Origin of the sequence: Pseudarthrobacter sp. PvP090 (assembly GCF_040547365.1) — a bacterium.
Classification (GTDB): Bacteria; Actinomycetota; Actinomycetes; order Actinomycetales; family Micrococcaceae; genus Arthrobacter.
The window spans coordinates 1-15,129 of the sequence record NZ_JBEPPO010000014.1; the positions used below are offsets into that span (position 1 = coordinate 1).

At 64.0% G+C, this 15,129-nt stretch carries 14 protein-coding genes; 11 read left to right on the plus strand and 3 right to left on the minus strand.

The window, feature by feature from the left end:
- On the plus strand, window positions 1-131 hold a 131-nt coding region (locus ABIC21_RS15970; RefSeq protein ID WP_354351464.1), incomplete at its 5' end, for a hypothetical protein.
- A gap of 119 nt (window positions 132-250) precedes the next feature.
- Here the strand turns inward: ABIC21_RS15970 and rfbA are convergent.
- Window positions 251-1,120 (minus strand): glucose-1-phosphate thymidylyltransferase RfbA, encoded by an 870-nt coding sequence (rfbA, locus tag ABIC21_RS15975; protein ID WP_354351363.1) that lies wholly within the window; start codon window positions 1,118-1,120, stop codon window positions 251-253.
- A 55-nt stretch (window positions 1,121-1,175) separates the two neighbouring features.
- Here rfbA and rfbB point away from each other — a divergent pair, with 55 nt between their 5' ends.
- The 4 genes from rfbB to ABIC21_RS15995 are packed head-to-tail and all read left to right on the plus strand — an operon-like array spanning window position 1,176 to window position 4,749.
- Window positions 1,176-2,174, plus strand: a complete 999-nt coding sequence (gene rfbB, locus ABIC21_RS15980; protein WP_354351364.1) for a dTDP-glucose 4,6-dehydratase — start codon at window positions 1,176-1,178, stop codon at window positions 2,172-2,174.
- A gap of 3 nt (window positions 2,175-2,177) precedes the next feature.
- On the plus strand, window positions 2,178-3,599 hold the full coding sequence (locus ABIC21_RS15985) for a sugar nucleotide-binding protein (RefSeq protein ID WP_354351365.1): 1,422 nt from the start codon (window positions 2,178-2,180) through the stop codon (window positions 3,597-3,599).
- A complete protein-coding gene (locus tag ABIC21_RS15990) occupies window positions 3,596-4,342 on the plus strand; it encodes a glycosyltransferase family 2 protein (RefSeq protein WP_354351366.1) in 747 nt (248 codons plus the stop codon). Before ABIC21_RS15985 ends, ABIC21_RS15990 begins: the two co-directional genes overlap by 4 nt.
- An 11-nt stretch (window positions 4,343-4,353) precedes the next feature.
- The gene (locus ABIC21_RS15995; protein WP_354351367.1) at window positions 4,354-4,749 is read left to right on the plus strand and encodes a DUF2304 family protein; all 396 of its coding nucleotides are present in this window, start codon (window positions 4,354-4,356) and stop codon (window positions 4,747-4,749) included.
- Between the two features lie 73 nt (window positions 4,750-4,822).
- On the opposite strand, the gene ABIC21_RS16000 is transcribed toward ABIC21_RS15995, so the two are convergent.
- Window positions 4,823-5,704 (minus strand): glycosyltransferase family 2 protein, encoded by an 882-nt coding sequence (locus tag ABIC21_RS16000; protein WP_354351368.1) that lies wholly within the window; start codon window positions 5,702-5,704, stop codon window positions 4,823-4,825.
- A 220-nt stretch (window positions 5,705-5,924) separates the two neighbouring features.
- Between ABIC21_RS16000 and ABIC21_RS16005 the strand changes: the two genes are divergently transcribed.
- The 4 genes from ABIC21_RS16005 to ABIC21_RS16020 are packed head-to-tail and all read left to right on the plus strand — an operon-like array spanning window position 5,925 to window position 10,044.
- Window positions 5,925-6,680, plus strand: coding sequence for a glycosyltransferase (locus ABIC21_RS16005; RefSeq protein ID WP_354351369.1), 756 nt, complete (start codon window positions 5,925-5,927; stop codon window positions 6,678-6,680).
- 40 nt (window positions 6,681-6,720) lie between these two features.
- On the plus strand, window positions 6,721-7,638 hold the full coding sequence (locus tag ABIC21_RS16010; protein ID WP_354351370.1) for a glycosyltransferase: 918 nt from the start codon (window positions 6,721-6,723) through the stop codon (window positions 7,636-7,638).
- A gap of 42 nt (window positions 7,639-7,680) precedes the next feature.
- The gene (locus ABIC21_RS16015) at window positions 7,681-8,730 is read left to right on the plus strand and encodes a hypothetical protein (RefSeq protein WP_354351371.1); all 1,050 of its coding nucleotides are present in this window, start codon (window positions 7,681-7,683) and stop codon (window positions 8,728-8,730) included.
- A gap of 39 nt (window positions 8,731-8,769) precedes the next feature.
- Window positions 8,770-10,044: a lipopolysaccharide biosynthesis protein gene (locus tag ABIC21_RS16020; RefSeq protein WP_354351372.1), complete on the plus strand. Its 1,275-nt coding sequence runs from the start codon at window positions 8,770-8,772 to the stop codon at window positions 10,042-10,044.
- On the opposite strand, the gene ABIC21_RS16025 is transcribed toward ABIC21_RS16020, so the two are convergent.
- A complete protein-coding gene (locus ABIC21_RS16025; RefSeq protein ID WP_354351373.1) occupies window positions 10,041-12,011 on the minus strand; it encodes a DUF6541 family protein in 1,971 nt (656 codons plus the stop codon). The two genes, ABIC21_RS16020 and ABIC21_RS16025, sit on opposite strands and share 4 nt — an antisense overlap.
- Before the next feature lie 283 nt (window positions 12,012-12,294).
- Between ABIC21_RS16025 and ABIC21_RS16030 the strand changes: the two genes are divergently transcribed.
- Together ABIC21_RS16030 and ABIC21_RS16035 are read left to right on the plus strand one after the other, a co-directional pair.
- Window positions 12,295-13,347, plus strand: a complete 1,053-nt coding sequence (locus tag ABIC21_RS16030; RefSeq protein WP_354351374.1) for a substrate-binding domain-containing protein — start codon at window positions 12,295-12,297, stop codon at window positions 13,345-13,347.
- Between the two features lie 72 nt (window positions 13,348-13,419).
- Window positions 13,420-15,045, plus strand: coding sequence for a DUF2142 domain-containing protein (locus ABIC21_RS16035; RefSeq protein WP_354351375.1), 1,626 nt, complete (start codon window positions 13,420-13,422; stop codon window positions 15,043-15,045).
- Window positions 15,046-15,129 lie beyond the last annotated feature (84 nt).

The following is a 15,129-nucleotide window of genomic DNA, read 5'->3' on the forward strand; positions in this document are numbered from 1 at the left end:
AAAACGGCCCCCTCGGCTACCCCACCAGCGCCCAAAACTGCACCACCACCAACACCACCTGCACCCAAACCTTCACCGGCGGAAAAATCACCTGGTCGGCAGCGCTGGGGGCCAGGATCCAGCCCAGTTAGGTGTTGGGTCCGGACAGGCAGGTCCGGCCGGGCCGGACCATCGGCATCCATTGAGGACATAAGAAAGGTACGGGGGCCGCGATGGCCCCCGTACCTTTTCTCTGTTGCATGCTGTTCCGTCAGGCGCCCTGCTCCAGGAGCCTGATGAGGTAGCTGCCGTAGCCGCTCTTGATGAGCGGCTCGGCCCGCTGGCGCAGTTCATCGTCGGTGAGGAAGCCCAACCGCCAGGCGATTTCTTCCGGCGCGCCGATCTTCAGGCCCTGGCGGTTCTCCGTGGTGCGCACAAAATTCGACGCGTCGTTGAGGTCGCTGAAGGTTCCCGTGTCGAGCCATGCAGTGCCCCGGGGAAGGATTTCTACCTGGAGCTTGCCCCGTTCCAGGTAGGTCCTGTTCACGTCCGTGATCTCAAGCTCTCCTCGCGGCGACGGCTTGAGGTTCTTGGCGATGTCAACGACGTCGTTGTCGTAGAAGTACAGACCCGGAACGGCGTAATGGCTCTTGGGCTTCAGCGGTTTCTCTTCCAGGGAGATGGCCTTGCCCGAGTCGTCGAATTCGACAACGCCGTAGGCTTTGGGATCCGCAACCCAGTACCCGAACACGGCTCCGCCGTCGATATTCTCGAAACGCCGCAGCTGCGTGCCCATCCCGGGTCCGTAGAAGATGTTGTCGCCCAGAACCAGCGCCACCGGCTCGTTGCCAATGTGCTCGGCGCCCAAGACAAACGCCTGGGCGAGCCCGTCAGGCTCAGGCTGCTGGACGTAGCTGAGGCTGACGCCAAATTGCGAGCCATCGCCAAGCAGCCGCTGGAACTGCTCCGCATCGTGAGGGGTGGTGATGATCAGAATGTCGCGGATCCCGGCCAGAATGAGCGTTGACAGCGGGTAGTAGATCATCGGCTTGTCGTAGACCGGGACGAGCTGCTTGCTTACACCCAGGGTGATGGGGTGAAGTCGGGAGCCGGTACCGCCGGCAAGTATTATTCCGCGCATCCCTCTATCATTCCCTTCACTGTGTGGCTCAGCAAATCCGGTAACGTAGGGGACTATGCAGCGACTTCTAGTAACCGGCGGCGCCGGCTTCATCGGTTCGAACTTTGTCCACTATGTGCTTGAGAACACTGAAGATCACGTCACTGTGCTGGACAAGCTCACCTACGCCGGCCACGTGGAGTCCCTGTCCGGTCTCCCGGAGTCGCGCTTCCGGTTTGTGCAGGGTGACATCTGCGACGCAGCCCTTGTGGACGGGCTCGTTGCCGGCAGTGACGTCGTGGTCCACTACGCGGCGGAGTCGCACAACGACAATTCGCTGCACGATCCCCGCCCTTTCCTGGATACGAACATCATCGGCACCTACACGCTGATCGAGGCGGCCCGGAAACACCAGAAACGTTTCCACCACATCTCCACGGACGAGGTCTACGGCGACCTCGAACTCGACGACCCCGAGCGGTTCACGGAGAACACCCCGTACAACCCCTCCAGCCCGTACTCCTCGACCAAGGCGGGTTCGGACCTGCTGGTACGCGCCTGGGTGCGGTCGTTCGGACTGCAGGCGACAATCAGCAACTGCTCGAACAACTACGGCCCCTACCAGCACGTGGAGAAGTTCATCCCGCGCCAGATCACGAATGTCATCGACGGGATCCGCCCCAAGCTCTACGGCAAGGGCGAAAACGTGCGCGACTGGATCCACGCCAATGACCACTCCTCCGCTGTCCTGGCCATCATCGCCAAGGGCCGGATTGGCGAGACCTACCTGATTGGCGCCGACGGCGAAAAGAACAACAAGGACGTCGTGGAACTGATCCTTAAGCACATGGGCCAGTCCCCGGATGCCTACGACCACGTCGTGGACCGCCCGGGCCACGACCTGCGGTACGCCATCGATTCCTCGAAGCTCCGCAAGGAGCTCGGGTGGGAACCGCGGTTCTCCAACTTCGACGCCGGCATCGAGGACACCATCTCCTGGTACCGGGACCACGAGGACTGGTGGCGTCCGCAGAAGGCAGCCACGGAAGCCAAGTACCAGGAACAGGGCCAGTAGACGATGTCCTTCGAGTTTTCCAAGAAGCTCACTGCCCACGAAACCCCCATTCCCGGTGTTGTGCTCTATGACCTGCCGGTGCACGGCGACAACCGCGGCTGGTTCAAGGAGAACTGGCAGCGGGATAAGATGGTTGCGCTCGGGCTGCCGGATTTTCGTCCCGTGCAGAACAACATCTCTTTCAACGAGAAGGCGGGCACGACCCGCGGAATCCACGCGGAACCGTGGGACAAATTCATCTCGGTTGCCACCGGCCGGATCTTTGGCGCGTGGGTCGACCTGCGCGAGGGACCGTCGTTCGGCACTGTCTTCAGCGCCGAACTGGATCCCAGCCAGGCCATTTTCATTCCCCGGGGCGTCGGCAACGCGTTCCAGACCCTCGAGGACAACACGGCGTACACCTACCTCGTCAACGACCACTGGTCCGCGGACGCGCAGGGCCAGTACACGTTCCTGAACCTCGCCGATGAAAGCGCCGCGATCGCCTGGCCCGTCCCCCTGGACCGGGCTGAACTGTCGGACAAGGACAAGGCCCATCCCCGCCTCGCCGACGTGGTGCCGATGCCGCCGAAGAAGATCCTTGTCGTCGGAGCCGACGGCCAGCTCGGCAAGGCGCTGCGGAAGATCTACGACGGCGACAATTCCGTCGAGTTCGCCGGTCGGTCCGGTTTCGACCTGGGCAGTGAGGCCGCCTTCACCTCGAAGAACTGGAAGAACTACTCAACGATCATCAACGCAGCGGCCTACACCGCCGTTGATACTGCGGAAAGCGCTGAGGGCCGCACATCCGCCTGGGCTGTCAACGTCACAGCGGCGGCCAGGCTCGCGCGCACCGCCGTCGAGCATGATCTGGTCCTGGTCCACATTTCCTCGGACTACGTCTTCGACGGCACCAGGGACATCCACGCCGAGGACGAACCACTCAGCCCGCTGGGGGTCTACGGCCAAACAAAGGCCGCGGGAGACGCCGTCGTCAGCGTTGTGCCGCGCCACTACATCGTGCGTACCAGCTGGGTCATCGGCGACGGGAGCAACTTCGTCCGGACCATGGCGTCCCTCGCGGACCGTGGCATCGAGCCGTCAGTCGTCAACGACCAAATCGGCAGGCTCAGCTTCACCCAGGACATCGCTGCGGGGATCCGGCACCTGCTCGAAAGCGGTGCGCCCTTTGGGACCTACAACCTGAGCAATGAGGGCGAACCACAATCCTGGGCGGACGTCGCCGGTGATGTTTACGAACTCGTCACCGGATCCCGCGACGCCGTCACCGGCGTGAGCGCCGAGGAATACTTCAAGGACAAGGTCGCGGCCCCCCGGCCGGCGACCAGCACACTGGCGCTGGACAAACTTCGCGACTCCGGTTTCACACCTGCGCCGGCGGCGGAGCGACTCTCCGACTACCTCAACCAGCGGACAAAGCCATGACCCAGGCTTCTGAAGCCAGCAGTGTCGCCCGACACAAGACCCTCGTTATCATGCCTGCGTGGAACGAGGCCGAGGTCATCGGCACAACGGTGAGGGAAGTCTTTGAGTATGGGCCGGCGTGCGACGTCCTCGTCATCGACGACGGCTCCCGCGACAGCACCGCGGCGCTGGCCAGCGCTGCCGGTGCCCGCGTCCTGCGGCTCCCTTTCAACATGGGTGTCGGCGGGGCGATGCGGACCGGCTTCAAATACGCAAAATCCCATGGTTACACCCAGGTTATCCAGGTGGACGCCGACGGCCAGCATGACCCCCGGGACATCAAGGCCGTACTGGACGGGCTGCGGGAGGCCGACATCGCTATCGGCGCCCGCTTTGCGGACAAGGGCACTTACTCCGTGCGTGGACCCAGGAAATGGGCGATGAGTGTGTTGGCGTGGAGCCTTTCCCGCATTGCCGGCACGCGACTGACGGATGTCACGTCAGGTTTCCGCGCTGCCAACGAAAAGGCGATCCGGCAGTATGTAGACCATTACCCGGCCGAATACCTTGGCGATACCATTGATTCCCTTGTCGTTGCCGTCCGATCCGGCTGCACCGTCCGCCAGGTCCCGGTTTCCATGCGCGAACGCCAGGGCGGCCAACCCAGCCACGACCCGGTCAAAGCTGCTCTGTACCTCGGCCGCTCAGGGCTGGCGCTGCTCTTCGCGTTGACCCGAAAAAGGTCAACACCCTCAACCAACTAGGGATTCTCAAAATGGCACTCATCATGGGCCTCATCGTCGTCGTGGCGATCCTCATCTACGTTTTTGAGATGCTCCGCACCCAGAAGCTGAGGGAAAAGTACGCCATTCTGTGGATCATCATCGGAATCGGCACCCTGATCCTGTGCGTCTTCCCCCAGCTCCTGGACCGGGCAAGCAGTCTCCTCGGAATCCAGGTTCCGGCCAACCTCCTCTTCATCATGACTCTGATTCTGCTGGTGGGAGTCTGCCTCCATCTCTCACACGAACAGTCCCAGGCAGAAGACGAGGTGCGCATCCTTGCCGAGGAAGTCGCCATCCTCCGGTCAGACCTCCAGGACCTCCGGGGCCTGGGGGCAGCACGCCCCCCGCGCCCGGCGGCTGACCCCGCCCCCAGCGCCGATAAGTAGGCCCGCACAAGAAAAGTGGCCGGCACGCTGCTGCGTGCCGGCCACTTTCGTCTGCCGCGGGGATCCGTCCAACCTACCGGACGATGTGCTTCATCAGCCGCGGCAGGGAGTCGACCCTGCCCTTGGACACCGACTTGAGCACCACCGATGCCGCGTTCAGCCGCGACGTCGTATGGAACCGGGCGGCACGCGCTGCATGCTTCCAGCCGAGTGTGCCGAACCGATCTGCCTGGAGCTCAAAGAAACGGCGCTCCTCGTCAAAGCGGCGGCCGTCGAGTGCCCGGACGGACGAATCCGACGCGGAGTGGCGACGGTAGAGGAAAGCTAAAACCGGGTCCACGATCATCGAGCCGTCTTCGGCCGCGATATCCAGGAGCAGCGCCAAATCCTGCACAACGTCCAGGCCTTCGGTGAAGCCGATGCGGGTGATGGTTTCGGCGCGCCATGCCAGTGAGGGGAAATAGGCCCAGTCCGCGCGCACGAGGCTCGTGGCCATCGCCTCGCCCTTGAGCTCGATGCGTTCGCGTGTCTTGGGAGCGTAGATCTTCTTCACCGTGTCCACGAGCGTGCTGCATGCAATGCCCTTTTCGTCGATGACCTGCACGCCCGGCTGGACGACGTCGGCGGCGGGATATGCCTCGAATGCGCCGACGACCACATCCAGGTAGTTGGGAAGCATGACATCGTCCGCGCCCATGATCACCACGTACTCGGACTCCACGAGCCCAAGTGCCTTCCGGTAATTGCCGTTGGCGCCTAGATTCTGTTCGTTGCGCTGATAGCTGACCCGGGAGTCCTCAATGGTGGAGAACCATCGCGCTGGCTCGGGATCCGGATAGCCGTCATCGATGACCAACAGTCGCCAGTCCTGATACTGCTGGCTCATGACGCTTTGGGCCGCCAGTTTCATCTGGTCTACGTCCCCGTAGTAGGGCAACATTACATCAACGGTCATGGACCTTCGGTTCCTTCCGGTGGGTTCAGCCGCTGGTATCGAATGGGCTGCTTCACAGATATGCGCGCGGATACAGATGCAGGTCCGACGGCGGTCATCCGATTATATGGGAAGGACACCGGCCGACCGTGCTGCCGCGGGCGCTTGTTAGACTGGTGGATGTTTGGTCCGAGCCCGCCCGTCACGTCGGCAAGGCAATCAGAAAGCGACGTTTCACCGTATGGATGCCCCCTCCTCCCCTGTGCCGCGCGTCAGTGTCTGCATGGCCGCCTACAACGGCGCCCTCCACATTGAAGAGCAAGTCCGGTCCATCCTTGCCGAACTGGGTTCCCACGATGAACTTGTTGTTGTCAACGACGCATCCACCGACGCGACGTCGGACATTGTCAGGGCGATCGGTGACCCCCGCATCCGCTTGATCGAGGCCGCCACCAACGCAGGCTACGTCCGCACGTTTGAACGCGCCCTCACACAAGCCCGCGGCAAGTACGTCTTCCTTTCGGACCAGGACGACATCTGGATTCCCGGCCGCGTTGAACTCATGGTCAGTGCACTGGAGCACCAGCGGATGGTCGCCAGCAACTGCCGGCACATCGAGGGACCGCTGGGACGATTCCATGAAATCCGCCTCCGTGCCGAGGACTCCCCGCGCCGGGTTCGAAACATCGTCGGCATTCTTGTGGGCTATCGGCTGCACTGGGGCTGCGCGATGGCGTTCCGTCGGGAACTCCTGGGCCAGATCCTTCCGTTCCCGGCGCACATGACCGAGTCCCACGACCAATGGATCGCCCTTGTTGGTAACATGAACCGGTCCATCACCTACCTCGAGGCCGACACAATCCTGCACCGCCTGCACGGACAAAATCTGACGCCCGCCGGCATGCGGGGACTGACCAAGATCCTGAAGGCCAGGTTGGCTTTCATCAGGAACATTGCGGTGGCCTGGCGCCGCGCCCGCTTTGCGGGTGTCAGCTGAGGTCCCTTTGAGCGCAGACACACCCATCACGAAAGTCCGAATGAATCCCACCCAGTTCAGTACTGTGGCCGCCGTGGTCTCCGTGTTCAATCCCACGACAGACGCCGTGTCGAACATCCGCTGGCTGCTGCGCTATGTTCCCCACGTCGTCGTGGTGAATGACGGCTCCACTGCTGCGGTGGAGACGGTGCTCGCCCAGATCGAAGAGCTGGGCGCCGAGGTTCTTTCCCTTGAGGTCAATTCAGGCATCGCGACGGCCCTGAACACAGGAATCAAGGCCGCCCGGGAGCGCTGGTCGCCGGAGTGGGTGGTCACCATGGACCAGGATTCACGGTTCACCGGGGATTACATTCGACAGGCGCTGGAGTCGGAAGAAGGTTCGCAGTCCCGCGAGACCATCGCCATGATCTGCGCGCAGCTGCACAACGGCGTTCCGCTGCCGGTTCTGGACGGCGAACCGGAAGCGGAGGTCTTCGACCCAATGCAGTCCGGGACGCTGATCCGCGTCACCGCCCTTGACCGGCTGGGATACCTCGATGAGTCCCTTTTCATTGACTGCGTCGATTCCGAGTTCAACGCCCGTGCCCGCAGCGCCGGGCTCCGGGCCATCGCCGGGCAGGGCTGCAATCTGGAGCATTCATTGGGGGACGCCCGCCCGCTCCGGGTGCTCGGCTGGCATGCCCGCCTCGGCCAGAAACGCCTCTTCGTCCACTACCACGCGCCCTTCCGCGTTTACTACATCACGCGAAACTCGTTGGTCATGGGCCGCAGGTACTTCCGGCAGCAGCCCCGCTGGGTGCTGCGCCGCATGACCATGGAATTTCAGAGCATGGCAGTACGACTCGTCTACGGCCCCAACCGGCGCAAACACGCCCTGGCCACCGTTACCGGCATCCGCGATGCCTTGCGCGGCCGCATGGGGAAGATTGACGATAAGCTCGCCGCCCGGCTGCGCTAGGCACCCGCACGGCCCGTCCGGACCTACAGGAAAGTTCAGTTGATGTCTGAGAATTCACGCAAGATCTATGTCCTCTACCCCCGCGGGCTGCGGACGGGTGGGCCTGAGGCCCTCCACCAGCTTGTCGACATGCTCCGTGGACTCGGCCAGGACGCCTACCTGGTGCCGCACCCCGCCACGGCATCGGCGGCCCGCGCGGAGCAGTTCGGGATCTACAACGCTCCGGAGGCGCCGGCCGCCGTCGACGCCGAAGGCAATGTGGTGGTTGTCCCGGAGGTATACATATCCGAGCTGCATTCCTACAAGCGTGCGACGCCGGTTTGCTGGTGGCTCAGCATCGACTACTCGCCGACTTTCGTTGCCGGACGCACCGCCCTCAGATCTGCTGCGGGACCTCTCGCTTCGCTGCGGGAAACACTGATTCCGAGGCTGAGCGCCATCAAGAACCACGTGGATCCCCGCAGCATCGCGAAAAGCCGCATTGTGCACGCCGTCCAGTCCTCGTACGCCTGGGCGTTCCTCTTCTCCCAACTGAACGTCGTGCCGTCCCTGCTCTCTGACTACACACCGAGCGCCGAATTTCTCTCCCGCGGCGAGGACGGTTCCAGGAACCACCGCCTGGTGACTTTCAACCCGGTCAAGGGAGGGGACATTATCCGCGAGGTCATGAGCGTCTGCGACCCGTCCATCGAATGGCGTCCCATTCAGGGCATGACCCGGACCGAAGTCACGTCGACGCTGGGAGAATGCGGTATCTATTTGGACCTGGGTTTTCACCCGGGCAAGGACCGGATGCCCAGGGAGGCTGCCTTGTCGGGCGCCCTGACTGTGGTTGGCCGCCGGGGCTCGGGCGCTTTCTACTCGGACGTGCCGGTGCCCTGGGAGCACAAGATCACCCCCGGACCAACCGAAGTGTCAGCCGCCGCCGCCCTGCTCCCGCAGCTGATGGCGGATCTGCCTGCGGAAATCGCCAAACAGGATTCCTACCGCGCCGCCATCTTGAGCGAGAAGGACCGCTTCAAACGCGAAGTGTCGGACATCTTCGTCGAACAGCGGTTCGGCAAGGATGCCGCCGACTACGTGGGCGTCTAGGATGTCAGCCCCGGCACCCCAGGGACGGTGAGTTTTTCCTTGAGCAACTCCCGAGCCATGGTGAAGAGGATCGCCGCGTTTGCTGGCCTGCCGCTCCTGTCGTCGCTCGCGCCCTTCCTGCTCCTGCCCTACATCGCCCGGGTCGGAGGCGAGGGCACCTGGAACGCCCTCGCAGTCGGTCAGGCCATCGGCTCGCTCGCAGCCATCCTGGTCGCCCTGGGCTGGACCCTGTCGGGGCCCGCGCGTGTGGCCGGAACGAGCGACCCCCGGCTCCGCCGGCGCCTGTACGCCATGAGCCTGCTGACCCGTCTCGCAGCGTTTGCCGTCTGCATCCCGGTGCTGGCGGGCGTGGCCGCCCTCTACGGCGACGGCGGGCACTTCTGGGAAACGTTCGTCATGGCTGCGGCGCAAGCCGCGGCGGGACTGTCACCGGCCTGGTACTGCATCGCCATCGGAAACGCCGGCCTGATCGCCCGGTACGACGTGGTGCCCCGGATCGTCGGCACCATTGTGTGTGTCCCGGTGCTTCTGGCCACCGGCCTGATCATCCTGTACCCGGCTGCCATCCTGGTCGGCGGCCTGCTGGGAACGTATTTCTTCACGCGCCGCCATAGCAGGCGCCAGGATTACGCCGGCCTGCACGCTGCCCCGGTCCTCAGGGAGATCTGGGCCCTCCGGGCTGCGTCCGGAACCACCATGGCCGCCGCCGCATACTCGGCCACCCCGATCCTTGTCGTGGCAGCGGCGGCCCTGCCGTCGGGCCTGGCGGTGTTCGTTTCAGCCGAGAAGCTTTTCCGCGTGGGGCTGATGGCTGTAGGCGCGCTGGGTAGCAGCCTTCAGGGCTGGGTGGCGGAAATCGACAGCGATCACGTCAAGCGGCGCAAGTTCTCCCTGCTGTGCCACACCGTGCTCGGCCTCGCGGGGCTGGCCGGCTTCGCCTTGTTGGGTCCGTTTGTCACCCAGATTTTGTTCGGCACCGCCCTGGCAGCAGACTTCGCAACCTGCTTCTGGTTTGGCCTGGCGTTCCTCTTCATCTCCGTCAACACCTCCACGGGCTCGCACTGGCTCGTGCCGATGGGACGCATCCGGGCCGTTTTCTGGAGCACCGTCGCGGGCGCGGCGGTCGGCCTGCCCGCCATGCTGGCCCTCAGTATCTCGTTGCAGGGAGCCGGCGGGGCCCTCGGCCTGGCCATCGGGGAGTTTGTCGTCTGCGCCGTTCAGGCCATTGCCCTACTGGGTCTGGTGCGCAGGGACCGGCGGAATCCCGCCGGTCCAGCCACGGACGGTTCAACGGCGACCAACACGGTGGGCTAGCCGCAGGCCGTGATCCGCAACAGCCGGGCAGCGCCTTGGGAATCGATCACCTGGGCGGTGCCGCTGGCCGCGAGATCGTCCAGGCCCGTGAAGACATCCCGGCGTTCGTCGTCGAAGTTGACCTCCTGATGCCCGAAGTCCAGGACGTAGCCCACCTCCAGTTCCCTGACTGCATCGCATACGGCTGGGTCCGATGCGGCGTCCCGCAGGTGGTCGTAGAGCAGCTGCGTGCTGTGCGGGATGGCACCAAGGATGTGCGGCTGCACGGACTTTCTGTCAGCCAGGGCGTAGGAAAGTGAGCTGCCGTTCCACGGATTCCCGATAATGACGGCGTCAGGCGGCACATGCTGGTCCAGTCTCTCCAGCAGCGCCAGCTCGTCCGAGTTGAGCAGCGGCGCTGAGGCCCCCACCCGGTACTTCCGTTCGGCCGCGGTTGCTGCGGCGTCAACGTTTCCCTGCTGCGTCGCCACCAAGAGCAAGGACACGACGGCGGCAGTCCCGCCGTAGCGCACTAGACTCTGGCCGCGCGGCGACCAGTCCTCGACGCTCTTCGCGCTTCGCTCCTTGAGCAACTTCCAGAGTTCAACAGCCCCCACGACAGCGACCGGCAGGATCGCCACGGGCAAGAGGGCCGCCAGCCGCGGCGGATCGTTGTACCAGACACCCGTAAAGAAATCCCTGATCCGTCCCGGACTGAACGACGCAGCCACCACAAACAGCAGCGCCGCGACGGCATAGACGCCCAGCAGCCAGAACATGCCCGGCCGGCGCAGCAGAATCGCCGCTCCCACCAAAAAAAGAATCATGACGGCCCAGGAGACGGGACGGTCGATGGCAGAACTGGTGATCACTTCCACAACCGCGCGGTACGGAGACTCAATGGGGGGCCAGAACGCGGCTTCCCTGGGCGGGCGGACTGTCATCCACAGCACGAGAGCGGTAACTCCGGCGCCAAGAAGGACTACGCAGTGGATGCCCACCGCGCGGAAGGTGGCCCCATGCCTGCGGACGCTCTGGCGGACCGACAGCGCCCATCGGAACAACGCTGCCGGGGCGAGAAACGCGAGGAGGGCCATGATGGAACTGGGGTGGGCCAGTGACAGTCCCGGAAGCGTCAGGACCAGCGCGGCCAGGGACAGCGCGCGCCCCGGGCCCCCGACTGCGCCCAGGCCCAGAACCTGCAATCCCAACGCCAAAGCTGCCGGCAGGATACTGATACCGAGGAAGTTCGGGTACAGCACGCCAAATTCCACCATCAGGAGCGGGAACGCGCCGAACGCAGCGGAAAGCAGGGCCGCGGCCCACGTGGCGGCCAGAGTCGGACCCACGATGACCCGGGCAAGGAAAATACACGATAACGGCCACACGAGCGCACCGATGCAGACGTTCACGACGTTGACGGCCACTGGGATCGGCACATCCGCCAGTTGGACCGTCAGGGACACCAGATCGTGCCAGGCCGTGGGGTAGAACCCCCCGCCAGTCATGGACCCGACGGTGAGCGAAGAGCCGGAACCGGAGTCCAGGATGTAGCGGACAGCGTTGAGATGGAACACGTTGTCGAAAGTCTGCGAAAACGCCTCGGGCTCACCGAACACCCCGATCAGCCGGGAACCAACCGTGACAGCTGCCACGACGACGGCGGCGGTCACCGAAAGAGTCGCCGCCCGGCGGGCGCCGGACCGGGCTTGCACTGGCGCTGGTCCTGGCCTCGTGCCCCGGCGACTGACCGCGAAGACAACCGCGATGGCCAGCACCGTGCAGACTGCCACTGGCACGATCGACCACGGAACTCCGGCGAAGGATGCCAGCACGGCCGACACGGAGACGGCGGTTACGGAAAAGCCGGGAGCGAGGGCCGCCAATGCGAAACCGCGGGCCCCTGCGGCGACGCCCAACAAAAGGCCCGGGACGAAAATGATGGCTGCTGCCGTCATGAATTCCGGGACCAAAGACCACCAGGACATTAAAACCTTCCGGGAGCGGCCAGCAGCTCAAGCTGAGGATGTGGGCATCGGTGTACCAAGCGCGTTGTTCCTTCCGGTCTGGGAAAAATTCTACTAGACGGTACGCAAGCCACCCACGAGGTGGATGGCTCTGCAACGGCTTCGGCCGTCGGTACCAGCCCCTGACGCGCCTGAATGAGGACGTCGGGGCAAGGGCAAGTAGGCTATAACCGTGCGAAATACCCGTAGCCTCCCTTTTTTGCCCCGCCGGGCGTCCCGTTTCTGGGCACCAACTGTGGCAGGCATGATTGCCGTCGTGCTGTCCGGGTGCACTGTTGAAACCCCGCCTGGAACAGTCCAGGGTGCCCTGGTCGGGATCGGAACTGCCTCCCAGCAGGGTGCCGTCGCCGCCTGGGCCAAGGACTGGAAGGACCAGCATCCCGGAGTTTCCATCGCTTACTCACCGGACGGTGCTGAGGTCGGACAAAAGGCAGTCACCAACGGGCTGTCCCACTTCGCGGCGGGAGACTCCCCCCTGGACCAGCAGACCGCGACCATGGATGGGTCCGCCTGTGGTCCTGACGGGCTGATGTCCATCCCCGTGTCCGTTCTTCCGGTCGGAGTGGTGTTCAATCTGGAGGAAGTCCGGGACCTGCGGCTTGATGCGTCACTCCTGGCCGGGATTCTCCAGGGGAGGATCACCGAGTGGGACGATCCACAGCTGGCGGCGGCCAATCCGGAGGCTTCGCTCCCCTCGATTGACATTGTGCCCATCCTCGACGAGCGCCCGTCGGACGTAACGCACGCCGTCAACAAGTACCTTGCCACCGAGGCACCAGGGCAGTGGCCGGAGTCCGGCGGAAGCGAATGGCCCAGCAGTACGGTCGAGCCTGCCGAGGGCAACGCATCCCCCGGCGCCGGCGAGGGCGGCGCTACGGACTTGGCAGAGAAGGTCGAAAAGACCAAGGGCGCGATATCGTTTCTGGACTCAGCAGCCATTGGGTCCCGGTTTTCCGCAGCACGGATGAAGTTCGGTGAGACGTTCCAGGCATTTGGCAACGGATCCGCCGAGGCGGCCATCTCCGCTGGCGCGACGGTAGAGTTGGCCCCCCGGGTCGTGGAGCAGCGACTCGACGGAAGCCAGGGCTATGCCCTGGGCGTCGTCGTCAACCAGTATTTCTGCGCTCGCTACCGGAACGAAGCCACCGCGGACCTGGTTCGGTCGTGGGGCGAGGCTGTTCTGAGCAGGCAGGGCCAGAAGGACGCCGTGGTCTTCTCCAGTTCGTTGCCCCCGAGTGAAAAGTCGACGGCAGCCGCCCTGAATCTGATCCGTTCCATCTCAGCCGAGAAGGAGTAGCGGAACATGGACATGGCGCAGACACATACTAAGGAAGACACATTGGTGGCCGACCGTGGACAAACCCCGTCCGTGAGCAAACCGGCGGGCTTCACCCCGTGGGCGCTGTTCTCCAAGTTGTTCCTGCTTTTCTCCGCCGGCATAGTCCTGTGGTCCCTGGCTACCCCTCTGATGGCGTTTCCCGATGAACCGGCCCACACCATCAAGGCCGCAGCCGTGGTCCGCGGACAGATCACCATCGAAGAAGGCACGTCCTTCGGACACGGTGTGCATGTTCGGGTGCCCGCCTATATCGCAAATTTGCATGCCCAGGACTGTTTTAAGTTCCGCCCGGACGCCGCAGCGGACTGCGCCCTGCCAATCCCCTCGGATGCCAATGAGGAAGCCATCGGCGTGACTTCCGCCGGCTCCTACAACCCGATGTACTACTGGATCATCGGACTGCCCAGCCTGCTCATGACGGGCCAGCCGGCCCTGTTCGCCATGCGCATTCTCAGCGCGTTGCTCTCGGCAGCGTTCTACGCGGCGGGCTTCACCGCTCTCGCCCAGTTGCGCCAACCCCGGATCCCGGTGATCATGGCCGCCGTCGCGTTGACACCGATGGTGGTGTACCTCGCGGCCGGGATCAACCCCAATTCGCTGGAAGTGGCGGCCACGATGGCGGCGTTTTGCGGGTTTGTCGTCACCCTCGACAACGCCCACCGCATCCGCCATGTCGCCCCTGCGGTGGTGACGGTGGTTGCCTCGACAATTGTGCTGGCCAACACCCGGCAAGTCTCCCTTGTCTGGCTGCTTTGCGCCCTGATTACCGGTCTGTTGCTGTTCCGCGCCTCCGAGATCAAGGCGGCGTTCCGGAACCGGCTGGTCCTGACGGGAGTTGCGGTAGCAGTTCCCGGCGTCGCCCTGGGGCTTTACTGGATCTACCTGATGTTGCATGCCCCGGCGAATTCGGGCGCCGCACCTGAAGGCATTGCCAGCCCCGACCCCGGCATGTCGATTTTCCGGGCCTTCCTCACCATGGTGGAACGGGCCTCCGAGTTTGTACCCCAATATATCGGCGTCATGGGCTGGCTGGACTCGCCGGTGCCCATGGTGGTGGTCATGTTCTGGAGCATGTGGCTCGTCTTCGCGATTCTTCTGCCCCTGACACTGCGGCCCCTCAAGATGACGCGCGGAGCATGGGCCGCCCTGGCGTTGCTCATCATTGTCCCCGCGGTCCTTCAGGCCTCCATCTGGAAATCGATGGGATTCATCTGGCAGGGACGGTACAACCTGCCGCTGGTGGTGGTCTTCCTCATCGCCGTCGGAATGACGGCGCGAAGCCTTCGTATCCCCAGGACCGCTGAGGCCCCCCGGGTGGCCCGTGTCCTGCTGTGGGCCGGCGTGTTCTGCCACGTCCTGGCTTTTGTTTTTGTCCTCCGGCGTTACGCCGTGGGAACGTTCGGCGGAGGCAACTGGCTCGCCATGATCAACGGTGTGCTGTGGCAGCCTCCCCTCGGCTGGGCCCTGCTCACGTTGGCCTACCTGACGGTCATGGTTGCGTCCGCCAACAGCCTGTTCAGGTTCCTTTTTCCGGGCTCAGCCCTTGTCCACATCCCGTCAGTCCCACGGAGCCGGAAAACAACTGCCGGCACGGTGGTACCGGCGGAAGCCACTCTGACGGCATCTGGCAGCGGATCGCCCGAAAAAGCTGGATAGACGCCTGTGAGGCTAGGCCGTTCTCCTGCCGGGAGCCCGCCGAAATCGAACTTGCCGCCGGCGGCAAATGGACTGCTGCTGGGG

What these genes read in the sequence shown, in the direction of transcription:
- rfbA (WP_354351363.1), bottom strand. Translation starts at nt 1,120, where the DNA reads ATGCGCGGAATAATACTTGCCGGCGGTACCGGCTCCCGACTTCACCCC.
- ABIC21_RS16005 (WP_354351369.1), top strand. Translation starts at nt 5,925, where the DNA reads ATGGATGCCCCCTCCTCCCCTGTGCCGCGCGTCAGTGTCTGCATGGCC.
- ABIC21_RS15985 (WP_354351365.1), top strand. Translation starts at nt 2,178, where the DNA reads ATGTCCTTCGAGTTTTCCAAGAAGCTCACTGCCCACGAAACCCCCATT.
- rfbB (WP_354351364.1), top strand. Translation starts at nt 1,176, where the DNA reads ATGCAGCGACTTCTAGTAACCGGCGGCGCCGGCTTCATCGGTTCGAAC.
- ABIC21_RS16015 (WP_354351371.1), top strand. Translation starts at nt 7,681, where the DNA reads ATGTCTGAGAATTCACGCAAGATCTATGTCCTCTACCCCCGCGGGCTG.
- ABIC21_RS16025 (WP_354351373.1), bottom strand. Translation starts at nt 12,011, where the DNA reads ATGTCCTGGTGGTCTTTGGTCCCGGAATTCATGACGGCAGCAGCCATC.
- ABIC21_RS15990 (WP_354351366.1), top strand. Translation starts at nt 3,596, where the DNA reads ATGACCCAGGCTTCTGAAGCCAGCAGTGTCGCCCGACACAAGACCCTC.
- ABIC21_RS16000 (WP_354351368.1), bottom strand. Translation starts at nt 5,704, where the DNA reads ATGACCGTTGATGTAATGTTGCCCTACTACGGGGACGTAGACCAGATG.
- ABIC21_RS16030 (WP_354351374.1), top strand. Translation starts at nt 12,295, where the DNA reads ATGATTGCCGTCGTGCTGTCCGGGTGCACTGTTGAAACCCCGCCTGGA.
- ABIC21_RS15995 (WP_354351367.1), top strand. Translation starts at nt 4,354, where the DNA reads ATGGCACTCATCATGGGCCTCATCGTCGTCGTGGCGATCCTCATCTAC.
- ABIC21_RS16010 (WP_354351370.1), top strand. Translation starts at nt 6,721, where the DNA reads ATGAATCCCACCCAGTTCAGTACTGTGGCCGCCGTGGTCTCCGTGTTC.